The sequence below is a fragment of the Endozoicomonas sp. 8E genome (genome assembly GCF_032883915.1).
In the GTDB taxonomy this organism is placed as follows: Bacteria; Pseudomonadota; Gammaproteobacteria; order Pseudomonadales; family Endozoicomonadaceae; genus Endozoicomonas_A.
Map to the genome: position 1 here is coordinate 5,235,034 of NZ_CP120717.1, position 12,473 is coordinate 5,247,506.

General features: G+C 46.6%; 10 protein-coding genes. 5 read left to right on the forward strand and 5 right to left on the reverse strand.

Annotated features, from left to right (window positions below):
- Positions 1 to 379: 379 nt before the first annotated feature.
- Entirely contained in the window at positions 380 to 2,188 is a 1,809-nt protein-coding gene (locus P6910_RS17990) for a hypothetical protein (RefSeq protein WP_317142631.1), read from the forward strand.
- Between the two features lie 47 nt (positions 2,189 to 2,235).
- Here the strand turns inward: P6910_RS17990 and P6910_RS17995 are convergent, their stop codons facing one another.
- From P6910_RS17995 to P6910_RS18015, 5 genes are read right to left on the reverse strand one after another with little or no spacing between them, the layout of a single operon-like run.
- Positions 2,236 to 6,999, reverse strand: coding sequence for a pilus assembly protein (locus tag P6910_RS17995; RefSeq protein ID WP_317142632.1), 4,764 nt, complete (start codon positions 6,997 to 6,999; stop codon positions 2,236 to 2,238).
- Between the two features lie 28 nt (positions 7,000 to 7,027).
- Positions 7,028 to 7,588, reverse strand: coding sequence for a PilX N-terminal domain-containing pilus assembly protein (locus tag P6910_RS18000; protein ID WP_317142633.1), 561 nt, complete (start codon positions 7,586 to 7,588; stop codon positions 7,028 to 7,030).
- A 10-nt stretch (positions 7,589 to 7,598) separates the two neighbouring features.
- The gene (locus tag P6910_RS18005; RefSeq protein ID WP_317142634.1) at positions 7,599 to 8,654 is read right to left on the reverse strand and encodes a PilW family protein; all 1,056 of its coding nucleotides are present in this window, start codon (positions 8,652 to 8,654) and stop codon (positions 7,599 to 7,601) included.
- Positions 8,651 to 9,160, reverse strand: a complete 510-nt coding sequence (gene pilV / locus P6910_RS18010) for a type IV pilus modification protein PilV (RefSeq protein ID WP_317142635.1) — start codon at positions 9,158 to 9,160, stop codon at positions 8,651 to 8,653. The genes P6910_RS18005 and pilV (P6910_RS18010) overlap by 4 nt, the downstream gene beginning before the upstream one ends.
- Before the next feature lie 28 nt (positions 9,161 to 9,188).
- Positions 9,189 to 9,728: a GspH/FimT family pseudopilin gene (locus P6910_RS18015; RefSeq protein ID WP_317142636.1), complete on the reverse strand. Its 540-nt coding sequence runs from the start codon at positions 9,726 to 9,728 to the stop codon at positions 9,189 to 9,191.
- Positions 9,729 to 10,069: 341 nt separating this feature from the next.
- Here P6910_RS18015 and P6910_RS18020 point away from each other — a divergent pair, with 341 nt between their 5' ends.
- From P6910_RS18020 to P6910_RS18035, 4 genes are read left to right on the forward strand one after another with little or no spacing between them, the layout of a single operon-like run.
- Positions 10,070 to 10,534 carry a GspH/FimT family pseudopilin gene (locus P6910_RS18020; protein ID WP_317142637.1) on the forward strand — a complete coding sequence of 155 codons (465 nt, stop codon included), beginning with the start codon at positions 10,070 to 10,072 and terminating at the stop codon, positions 10,532 to 10,534.
- On the forward strand, positions 10,531 to 11,046 hold the full coding sequence (gene pilV / locus P6910_RS18025) for a type IV pilus modification protein PilV (protein WP_317142638.1): 516 nt from the start codon (positions 10,531 to 10,533) through the stop codon (positions 11,044 to 11,046). The genes P6910_RS18020 and pilV (P6910_RS18025) overlap by 4 nt, the downstream gene beginning before the upstream one ends.
- A complete protein-coding gene (locus P6910_RS18030) occupies positions 11,043 to 12,011 on the forward strand; it encodes a PilW family protein (protein ID WP_317142639.1) in 969 nt (322 codons plus the stop codon). Before pilV (P6910_RS18025) ends, P6910_RS18030 begins: the two co-directional genes overlap by 4 nt.
- 6 nt (positions 12,012 to 12,017) lie before the next feature.
- Positions 12,018 to 12,467: a PilX N-terminal domain-containing pilus assembly protein gene (locus P6910_RS18035; RefSeq protein WP_317142640.1), complete on the forward strand. Its 450-nt coding sequence runs from the start codon at positions 12,018 to 12,020 to the stop codon at positions 12,465 to 12,467.
- Positions 12,468 to 12,473: the final 6 nt, after the last annotated feature.

A 12,473-nucleotide genomic window follows, 5' to 3' on the forward strand; every position in this document is an offset into this window, starting at 1 on the left:
ATATGCCGCCGGTTTACTCTTCCCGATTTCCTCAGGCAGCTAGCTCATCAATTTTTTTTGTCATTGTTTGAACTTTTTTTGGACTTAATGGTCAACATGCTCAAGAAACATAACATTATATGGATTTAAGCATATGAATATATCGCAGTCTGGAGCCATCAATGGCCCCACAATCGGAAATGAACTCTACTCACCAAAGGACAGCATTGCAAAACTGACTGTCTGCGACAACGCGGCAGCGGTTTTTTTGCCAGCTAATCGCAAACATGGCTACCCGGGTTCAGAGCAACCTGTTTTACAGCGCAAGGTTTCTTGCCTTGCCCCCTTCAGCGGACCTGCCGCGGTATCCGCTTCGGGTCATGATATTTATCTGACTCCATTGTCCGCAGCTGAACATCTTCGGGAAACGCTGCAGAACCTTATCAAAACATTGAGTTATCAGAAAATAACCATCGAAAAGGCTGACGTCAGAGAACCGAAAAACCAGGTTAAAGAAAGGGAGGAGGAAGATAAAACCAATGAGGCACTCAGTACTTTTATAGGCTTTATATTATACAAGGAAGGCCTCCAGAAAGACCGTGGTTTTTTTACAAGAGAACAAAATCGATATCTGCCAGACCAAACCATCGAAGCCAGACGGGTTACTGAGATTTGTGATGTCCTGAAGAAAATATTTCAAGAGCATTCAGACGGTGTAAAATCTAACGAAAAATATTTCAATCATTACGGTCTTAATTATGATCTCTCTGAAATGCTGAGTGATTATCTTTCGGAGACCGGTTTTATCCCAGTCTGGAAGAATCGCGATAATGCATCCTGGCTATTACGAAGGGAACTATTTCGATTTTTTGAGATAACTTTGTCGCGTTATGGCCAGTTTTCAGAGCTAATCGCTATGTTTGGTTTTATTGACAAACATAAAACCGATCTTATTGAGATTGCCAAAAATGATGTTGGCCCACTCAATAATAGTTTGTTGACCTGCGTTTTACGCACCGATGATGACATGCGCGAAACATTTAACAATTCGATCATGGCAGAAATATTTGAACGACGCTATATGCATGTTATTGACAGCCTGTTTTCCCAAAAGTCTGAATTTGTGGAGAGCAACATGTATCCGTTGATGAGTCCATGCCTTAAATTTGGAGAAGAGTTCGAATACTATATTAACTCTGTATGGTTATCGCAAAGTGAAGCAAGGGCTAAAGCCCTGAACCCCCTTGAAAAACTCCTTGAACAGCAAGGTTTTGAGTACCTTGGTTTGAATGAATTTGGCAGGAGACGGTATACCCTGAACAGTGATTTTGAGATTATCTCTTTTCTGGATACAACCAAGTGCCTTGAGATAAACTGTAAGCCATACCATTTAGATGATAAACATGCCCATGACTGCTTTAAAAGGGTGATTAATTCGATTGACTTCCTGCGCAATAATGGAGTTATCAGTTATAGCTCCGGGCACAAACATGTTGATGTGTTGAGTGCAACGGGCGGCGATCCCGCAATTATCATGGCAATCGAATGTGAATTACAAAACAATCCCTATTTACTGAGATTTTTTGGTGATGAAAAACGGATTGTCACAGATAACGAGGGGCAATGGAATAAAGCATTCGGTGATTTTGAGAAGCTGAAGGATTCTGCGATAGTCAGGATGAATCAAATGATTGCCCATTACAATACGAAACTGATGGATGGGGATTATTGCAACAGCAATCTGCAAGGATTAACCGATGAAGAAAAAATGGAAAACCTGAAACAGTTTACTGGTTTTTACAGTCGATTTGTTCATATGACCAACTTTCAGCATATGACCGGAAAATGGAGGATTATGCCATATTCTGATTATGATGCGCTTTCAGGCGTTGTAGAAAAGTATATGGCGATCTCGTTATTACATATCAACGGAACAGTTGCTATCGATGCGTTTCCAACGATGGAATTCCGTTTTTTCCGCTGCCCGAAAACAGCTGAAGAGGTACAACTGGTCAATGAATTCTTGCAGGCCTGGTTTCAATATATCCACCAGTGTCGGCGTGACAATATACCTCTGGAACCCGTTCCTGCTGACATCAAAGCATCCAAAGATTATTCCCCTGAAGAAGTACGGAGCTATAGTCTTGCCTATCTCGAAAAAATAGGTCTGGATTCGCGACGTTATCTGGTCTTTTTGGATGCAGAATAATGGCTTTATCCAATCTAAAAGAAAGGCAAGACCAGAGATCCATGGAATCATTCACTTCCCCAGGGAATGCTCAAGATCTGTCGCCATGACATTCTGCCAGAAGTCTGGAAACGGTAATTCAGTTCGTGACTACTGATACTGCCCCCAGCGCCCTGGGTTACCGCTGTTCGACTGCCACCAGCCCCCTGATGGATAACGGGAGATGACGCATAGCCCAGCCCCAGATTGACTCTTTTTATGGAAAGATCAGCGCTGGCCTGATCGCCCTGGTCCTGCTCACCGAGAACGGGATCGGGTGATGCTGTCCCCGTCTGGTAATGCAGGCCGATCAGGGCACTGGAACCATCAACACGACATCTGTCTTCTGATGGCTTGTATTCAGTGAACAGAATCAGAGAAAACAATCGGGAAGCCGAGGTGATTGACCGCCCGGCAGGAATAACACCATCACCCTCTAAATCAAGCATCCAGCCACTCTTGGCCGCAATCACTGACTGAAGCCCAGTAAAGCTGCTGACGGTTGAGGAGTCCACTGTAAAGGCGACATTGCCACTGTTGGTTTTTTTATTGACAGTACCATTGGTGTAGACCTGAACATCCGTCGTATTGACCAGACCTGATAAAGACACCGCATTGTAGTTTAAAGCACCGCTGCTATTCTGTGGTTCCCTGAAACCGTAGAAAGACTGTGCTTGTGTTGTACGATTGTCATCATACGTCAGTAGCCTTCCACTCCCCACATAAAGCCAATGATGACGCTTGTCAGAGGCCACAACAGGAGCGGCTGAAATCGGTTTCCCGGTATCAAGAAGTGTTGCCAGTGTTGAGTCGGCCATAGTGTTTTGCAGACGCAATCTCATAAGTTTGCCATCCAAAGTCGATGCACCTGTTTCAACTGCTCCGAGATAAACGGCATCGTCTTTATAATCCCGATCCCAATCCACGGCTGTAATATTACCTCCGTATGCTTGAGAAACCCCTGAATCCATAGGCGCCATGCCCGACACAAAAGCTTTACTTTTCAGGTCATAGACAAAGAGTTTCAGATTCTGATTACTCGATCCGTCATCCAGTGCCGCTCGTATTCCAGACTCCCCTGTACCGATGGGTCCTGATGCAAAAACCAGATACCATTCATTCGTCGTAGGTGTTTGACTCCAATCATCTTCACCCTGGCTGTCTTTGGCAGCCACACGACGTTTTACCAGTGCAGGGCGAGAAGTGGTAAAGCCCAGTTCTGGGTGGGTTATTTCCGCCAGCAGTTTGGGGGGCTCCTCTGGATTAGTGATATCCAGCACCACATAGGCAGAGCGCAGTGTTTTGTTATTCCCACCCAAAGTCACCTCGTAATCACCGCCACCAAGACGCATACCCATCACCAGCACGGTTCCCCAGCCTCCGGGATAATCACTGTCATTACTGTCAAAAATGTTGGCATCGAAAGTTACCGGCTCTGCGTCCATGTAATAAACGTGGGGATAGTCTGGCTCTCTCAACCATTGCAGATGAGGCAACAGATTCATGGGCGTATAAGCCCAAAGTTCTGAACCCAGTGGATGGCTGACTTCGCTGTTATCACCTGTGATGTTATAGCCGTATTGACTGTCATCCCAAAAGCCACCGTTAAAAGCGTGGATCATGCCGTCATTAGCCCCTACATAAAGCATGTGCCGACGGTTTTTGTATTGCTTGTAGAAGGAGGTATAGGTGGTATCGGAATAGAGGGCATCAAACCGACTTTCCGGAGAAGACACCAGCTGTGGTGTTGAATGAATAATATCACCCAGTCGCCAGACATCATCGTCTCCGTCTTCATCGTAGTCAATGGTTCTAGGGCGGGTTCCGGAGATTTCTTCACCGCGAACATAATTGATGACATTGGCAACCTCAGAAGCTGAAACCCCCAGATAACCCTCACTTGTGCTGAATGTATCAGGCGTCAGTGGCAGAGTTTCACCGATATCGACAACACCATCATTATCTTCATCCAGCCAGGTCAGAATATGGCGGCCACCTGAAGCGAGGGAACTGAAGGTACGCTGACTGATGACGTTGGAGAGACTGGACAATTGATCTCTGGCATCCCAGATTGCATCCAGCTGACTCAGGGACTGAAGAGCGCCGTCGGGCGTCAGTGTTACCCCTGAATCTGAAGTGGAATATCTCTGAAGCAGAGTCTGGTTGGAGTTGGGGTCAAAAATCAGCTTCACGACTTTATCGACCGTATAATCATCAAGCTTGTCATTACCATTGCTGTCTTCGCGAAGTAAACCCTTACTGTCGACAAAGAGCGCGTGAAGCATACCACCCCAGGAAATGGTCTTACCGTTGTACTCCATAACGGGTTGAAACAGCGCCTGATAGAGAACACCTGCGCCGGTCTGACTGTTCGAAAAAAGTGCCGCGTTGGTGGCAGAGGACACCCTGCTGACAATATCCTGCAACACTTGCCCCAGCTGAGCTTCTAACTGGCTGGGGTTACGAGCGAAATAATAATTGTCAGGTAAACCATCTGCGCCTATTGAGCCGGTGGTATTATTCCGACTATCCCACTCCCGGTCATCATCTGAAATCCCATCGCCATTTTCGTCATACCTGGGCGTACCATCGCCATCAAGGTCAACAAAGCCACCGTACTTGGCCGCAAACCAGAGCGGCTTTTCAAGCAGACCTGCTGAATTGCCACTGGCCGTATAGTTATTCACTTCATAATTCGTCTGCCCTTTGTAGACAAAATCATTTTGTAATCCATCGTCGTAGGTACCGGTCATTGTGTAACTGAACCTCAGGTTCAATCCGGCATAAACACCATCTACTTGCACAGCCATTCGCACCTGGTCACTGCCAAAACTACCCACACGTAGATTTGAATCTGAAGTGGCTGTGCACTGGGCTCCAACGCAAAACTTAATGCGTGAGGAAGCGTCATAATCAAAATCATTACCCCAGAGAGAGTCCTCCCAGGTAAACAGTAAGCTGCCTTCCACAACCTCACCATCAGAGTTCAGTACTGTACTTTCTACCACCACGTCAGTGAGTGTGCAGTCACTACCATTGCCAGAGAAATTCGTTCCGGAACCAAAGTTGGAGCTGGTATGACAAACCGGTTGGAAAGTGACAGGCTTACCACCCGCATTCAGGGTAAAGCTGGGCATACTCTCTGCCAATTGAACAGCATAGGTTTTGACCTTCTGCACACCATCAAGAGTACTGTTCAAATCGGTTTGGTTGCCGTAGAACGCCAATCCGGACGCCTGATAACTCCCCTCCAGCTGAGGCAACTCAGGACACAGGCCTTTGGCTTCTGACAACCCATTAAGATACTTTGCTGTACACTGTCGTGTGCTACCTGTGCCACCTACCAGATAGTTACCAGCGAAGTTATTGTTATATTCAAGCTCACCCACTTCATCGGTTTTGCTATTCACACTGGCAGTACCCGACAAGCCGGGCAAATCGGCACTACTGGAGAGTTCGTCGGAATCAAAAGAGTTCAGTCCGCTGGACAACAGGATAATTGAACAGTTGGCACAGGCGTTGGCCGAAGTGACAGGAGCAACCCAGGACTCGGTCGACAGTCCTGACACAAATTGATCATCAACACTGGTATCAAAAGCACTGCTGGGTGATGACTGACCGGCAAAGTATCTTAGAGCCTCCAGATACATTTCAGCCAGTGGATTTCCCCAGTTGCTGCAATGACGATTTGAATATGTTGAACGCCCGGATTTAAAGGTATCAATGGAAATGCCATAAGTGCTGCAGTCGGTATATTTATTCTGACTGTAGCTGTACCTGGCAATTCTGAAGCTGTTGATGTACTGTATGATGCCATTGACAGAGCCGTTAAAAATACCGGTAGAGACATTGACCTCATCATCAGAAGACGACGAGTTACCGCCAATTTTGGAGATATTTCTTCGCAGCACGCCACCGGAAATATTCTTGTCGTAACTGCCGCTGATCAGGCCAAACCGGATACTGCCATCTTCACCATAGCGTTGCAGCAAACCCACCGGTTTGGCGTTAACATTAGAATACTCTCTGCAACGAACCGACGTTGATGCATCTTTACCTGCTACACAGGATTCAACACGAACCGTGTTTTCTGCTAACTCATAACTGCTGGAAGGACTGTTAGACGCACCCCACTGGCACTGAATCACTTCAGTAGACGCCCAGCGTGGCCATTGACCACTGGCAATACGAACCTTTGGTTCACCAAGTTCACTGGTCGCCAGATTACAAAAACTCACGGAACCACTGTAAGGAGTCAGACTGCCAAGATCACTGCCATTATATACTTTGACAAAAGCGTGAATATCTCTGGGCAAATAGGCTCTTTCCAGAACGGTGAGTGATGCACTATCAGAAGAACGTTTACCACCAAAGAGCACCCTTCTCAGAACATCCATTCGACTCATGGTCGCCCAATTCAAAAAGTTACCACTCCATGGTGCAACTGCTGTATCACAGAAGTGGCTATGGGTACCGGTTGCCAGTGCAACCGGTGAAAATCGTCCATTCGACGAACTGTACGAATAGCACCACTGACTGTCGAAGTACCCCAGGTACTCAAAGTTGTCTTTATAGGTCACATCCAACTGACCATCGCCATCCAGATCAGAGTAATCCGGGTAGGCTTTTTTAAACAGCTCGTGATCAACCGACATCACCAACATAACCAGAGGTTCCGAGCTTCGACTTAACAGAGGTGGCACTGAAGAATAGAGATTCGATGAGGGATCTGCTGATACCAAAGTGGACCAGACTGTCAGAACGGACAGGCTGTTTATCAGTATTTGCTTCATCTTCATGACTGCACTCCTTGAGCTATAGCTAGTCATTTTTTTTATAAGTAGTCTGCAGCATGACCCGGGCATCTGTGGAGCCACCCGTTGCCAATACGGTAATCCGATAAAACTGCGCCCAGTCAGTAAAACTGCCCGGGTCGGGCACAGGACCATCACTTTCCTTGGGTAGATAGCAGCGGAACTCAACGATGTATTTAGCCTGAGCAGATATTCCTTCCAGATTAATGACCGTTGTTCGATGTTTTGAAGAGGAAGACCAGACAGACTCATCTTCCCAGGGCCTGTCAGTGCCATTTTCACAGGTTCCTGCATCAGTAATTTCAGTGCCACTGAAACAAAGCCCATTGCTACAGCCTGAATTAAAATTGGAAAGGGAAAAAACGGTATTGGCAATGTAATTTTCAGCTTCGAGCACTGCCACTTCTGCAGAGTGAAAGGCTAACTGTTCATTTCGAAAGTTACCGGTCATTTTCTCTTCCAGGCTGGTCATCCTGATCGAAGTAATACCGGCTACTGTGAGAATCAATAGCAGCACCAGACTGACCATTAAAACGCTTCCCTGCTGAGACTTTATTGTTCTTTTCATCGAGCGATCCTCACTGCGGAATTCGATTCCGCAACTCCATAGTGATCACAAAAGATCGACGTAAAAAATTATCCGTGGGTGTTATGCGGTTTCCGGCAAAAAAATAGGACTGAGGAGTGTCCGTCACTTCCTGAAAACTTCTAAACAGCATCTCCATTCGGACACTGGTAACATTTTGCCAATCAAGACTGAACAACCCTATCTCTGAAGCGGTTCGATATTGATTGGCAATACCATCGTCATCACTGTCATAGCCATAACGCAGACTTAAACCTTCTACACCTTCAAGAAGCGCTTCAGCTGAATTAATCGCTCCAGAGGAAGTTTCTCCGGCAAACCTGCGATAGAGATTCGGGACACCGTTACTGTTCCGCAGGTAGTAAACGACAGAAGACAGAGGAAAAACCTGTGAACCGGTATGACTCTCAGCTCTGGCGTCCGCAGCGGATGTCAAACAGTTATAGCTACCACCCAATTGGCTGGTGCAGTTATACAAGTTGCCACTGGCAGCTGATTCGTGAGAGACCGTTGAGCCACTGGTATTGGCTCCGGCACGAAAAACGGAGACCCCCTGACAGTCAGAGCGTACCGCAACCAGAAGATCTCCCGGATTAAAACTATGAGGAGCCGACAGCGTCATTCTGGACGTTCCTGTATTGTGGCTGATGACACTCAACCCGCTTTCCTGATCAACCCTGTGAATGACAACACTCTCTGAAATAGCATTGCTGTCGACTGTGGAATTATTGGCCTGGGGGACACCCAGAATGCCCTTATCAAAGTGTGCCATCCAGATGCGGTCATCTGTGCTGGTAAATACCGCGTTGGCAAGATCCGAAGAGGGAGGGCATCCTGTAGAACCTGCCATACGAATATCCCGCGCGATCAAATCAATGGCAAAGCGCGCATTTTCCTGAATACGGGAGAGTTCATCCTGAAGCATGTAAGTACGATTGGCACTCAAAAAAAGGTGTCCAATACCCGCGATAAGAATCAACCCCAACAGCAAGGCGACCATCATCTCTACCAATGATAACCCTGCCTGCTTCACCCTCTCTCTATTCATAATGCACTCCTCAACACCACTTCGCGTGCTGCCTGGGCACCATGGGAATCATTGAATTTCAGAGTGATGACATAAACACGGCCTGAGGAAGTATCTTCTATGGCAATAGAGCCTGTGGCATCGGGCAGCTGACAGGCCATCTGGAATTTCCATTGCTGCACATCATAGGTTGCTAACTGTGACTCACTGCAGGTTGCAGATTCACAGCTATTAATAAATTCCTGAGTACTACAGGCAGCGGCAACATGCTCTGTTTCCGTAGTAATGTAATCACTGCCCGTCGCTGCAACCGTTTTATTCGCACGAATACGATCCATCATATCGTTGACAACAATGACAGCCTGGGAGCGGAAATAAGCCAACTGGTTATGCTGAAGGCTTTTGGTTTGCAGGCCAGCCATGCCCAGCACACCGACGGAGATCACCATTAGAGCCACCATGACTTCGATCAGACCAATACCCTTCTGATACACCCGATTGATCAGGTTGCGTGTACTTCCTTTCATACGCACCTCAGTAGATTTCACAGTCTAATCAGTTGCAGGTTCCCGACTCTGACACCCTTGCTCTCCCGGTGAGACTCAGGACTATCTGCCTGACTTCAAAGCCATTCGAATTGGCTTCGCACAGAGTAAATGCGCCTGCCAGCCGGGCTTGTCCATGCGGGTTAAAACCCAGCGTGTTGCCATTATTCCACTGCATGGAAACCAGATTATCCGTTTCTCCAAAAACCCTGATTAACTGATCTTCCGAGTCGAGAGCACCGTCAGCATCTTCATCTGCAAACACCAGCCACCCTGTGTTCCAGTTCGTCAGTGAGCTATCACACCCCGACCCGTTAATGGACTTGCAAATTGAAACAGGACTTCGTCGTTTAATCGCCTCACTTCGGGCCAGCAACAAACTGCCGAACAGTGTCTGGGTATTAGCAGCAACACGACGATCTGCCAGCACATCTTTCAAAGAGGGAGCCGCAATAGTGATAAGAATCGCAAAAACAGAAAGTGTGACCAGCATTTCAGGAAGCGTCATCCCTGCCCTGCTTGTCCATTTTTGACCCGATCCGAACACCATAATCAGTTCTCTGCTTCGATACTTTGGGAAGAAGGTTTCCCATCGTCTTACTGCACTTTAGTTGTCTCTGATATCAAACCGTAGAAGCTCTGCTTCAAAGCCGGATGGTAAGATCAGTTCAACCGACCAATGGCAAAAGTCGTTCTGTTTTCAGGGATAAAAAACTTCGGCAGGGCGCAAAGTGGTAGGTACTTATAACAGCTCATCCAGATGAAATACCGCTTATCGGTATCTACTGCCAACTGCAAAAACATTGTGTTCAACTCGGCCATGCAAGGATCGGTACACTGCCTGCGGCTTGCGAAAAGAAGAAAAATAAATACAAGAAGAAATGCTTTTTCATGGATGTTCAGAATCCCATCAAGTATTCCGGCTTTACATTGATAGAGCTGATGATCACCGTGGCAATACTGGCCATCCTTGCCAGTATTGCCTACCCCAGTTTTGATGCATCCATTCAGGACAGCAGGATCACATCTCAGACCAACCGTATTTTGGGTGCACTTCACTTGGCACGAAGTGAAGCATCTGCAAGAAATGCAGCCATAACTGTCTGCGGCTCCAATGATCAGGCTACCTGCAATGACAATGACTGGTCGGATGGTTTTATTGTTCTTGAGGGAGCGAACCTTCTGCAAATCTTCGCCCCTCTTGAAGGCGGAAATCAGGTCAACGTCGTCCGAGTTGACTTCGACCAGAACGGGCAGCTTATCGCACCCATTCAACTGACTGTATGTGATGCCAGAGGTGCTGCCTTCTGTGGAACGATTCAGCTAAATGGTTCCGGACAAGCGAGAATACAATGACCAGCAATAAACTCACCTCAGAAATGGCACAGGGTTTCACGCTCATTGAAATTCTTGTAGCCGTTTTAGTCTTGTCTATAGGTCTTCTGGGAATGGCCAGCCTTCAATTATTGGGGAGCCAATCATCTCAGGGGGCCGCTTCCAGAACACAAGCTGCTCTTCTGGCCTATGACCTGGCAGAGAGAATGAGAAATAACAGAGACGCTGCTCTCAATGGCAGCTACGGTAATGGGCAGCTCGCCGCACCTAATGACCCTGCTTGTATCTTTCAAGGAGGAGGATGCAATCCAGACCAGCTTGCCGCACACGACATCAGAGAATGGCTGGATCACATTGTTGATGTGAACAATGTAGGGCTTGATGGCAATAACTGGCAACCATCAATTGCCGGTGCCACAGCATCTCTAGCCCAGAACAATAATCAATTTACTCTGACAATCAGCTGGCAGGAAACAGATAGCGGATCACAACAACTTTTACAACGAAGCTACGAAATGGGTTTCGAAATATGAAGTCGTACAACTCAAAACAATTCGGTCTTAGCCTTGTTGAACTCATGGTAGCTATTGCTCTCAGTGCCTTATTAATGCTGGGCGTAACCCGTATGTTTGCTGACTCAGTTACCTCCAATGCAACAGAAACTGCGCTTTCTGAAATCAGGGAGAGTGCTCGAATAGCTATGGATATGATTAAGCGCGACATTAGAATGGCTGGATACCAGGGAGACTGTGCTCCATCCACTATGACCTCGATGAATAACTCTGTGCTTAATTTTGCAGCTCAGGCATTAGGTGGCACTGAAGGAAATGGCACAAACAATGATACTTTAATGATGTTTACAGCATCAGAAGAGTTTTCCGATACCGATGTAAGCAGTTTTTTTTCTGCAGGCAGTATTACTCTGGAGAACTCTGTGACATACGACGCCAGTGATATATTCCTTGTTTCAGACTGCCAGAACGTTGCCATATTTACTCCTAATGCTGGTGCTGTAAACACTACTCAAATTACTCCACAACAAAATATCGATACTAGTGACATGGTTCTCCTGTCCACGTGCACTCCTGATAGCACGTGCAATCAGAGTCATCCATTATTCAGAGTAGGAAGTATGGTTGCAGGTGTACCCCAAGGTCTTATATACGACATTAACGGAACGACACTTCGTCGTGATGGCGTGGATATGGTTGACGGTATAGAGAACATGCAAATCCTATATGGCGTCATAGATAATGGTGGCCTGAGATACTGTGATATAAGCGACTTTGGTAGTACAGCGGGTGACTGCCAATGGCAAAACCTCAGAAAGGTTAGAATCAGTCTAATTGCCGTCTCCAGAGCAGCTGTACTTCCTCAGGCAACTCAACAAACTTTCCCTATTCTGAATACGGCTGCCGCAAACAATCAATTTATTGCTAATGATCGTCTCCTCAGGAGAGTTTTTACAACAACAATCAACTTAAGAAATCGGGGATAATAAAAAATGAAAACAAGAGCCCCCCATAAAGCTGAAAGAGGTGCAATTCTATTCATCTCTTTGATAATTTTGCTACTGGTTACCGTAATTGCAATCGGATCAGTACGCTACTCTACAGTGGATCAGCGCATCTCTCTGACAGTTCAACAAAAAAACTCAACGTTTCAAGCTGCTGAAAGTAGCTTAAGCCAGAATGAAAACGATATGGATCTCAAATTTGCCGTTGATCAGGCTGGTGAAGGCGGATACACACAAAGCTTCATATTTACTGATGCCTCTGGCTCCCAGGTTACAGCTCAGGCAACCACCACCCGGATAGGTATCGTCCAAGGGCAAGGCTTACGTTCCGATGGCCTTAAGCTCTACCGCTTTCGAACTGTCAGCAATGCAAACATGAATAATGCGAATACAGTCACAGAACTTGAGGCTGGTTTTATTAAAGCGGTACTGGAGTAACAGGAA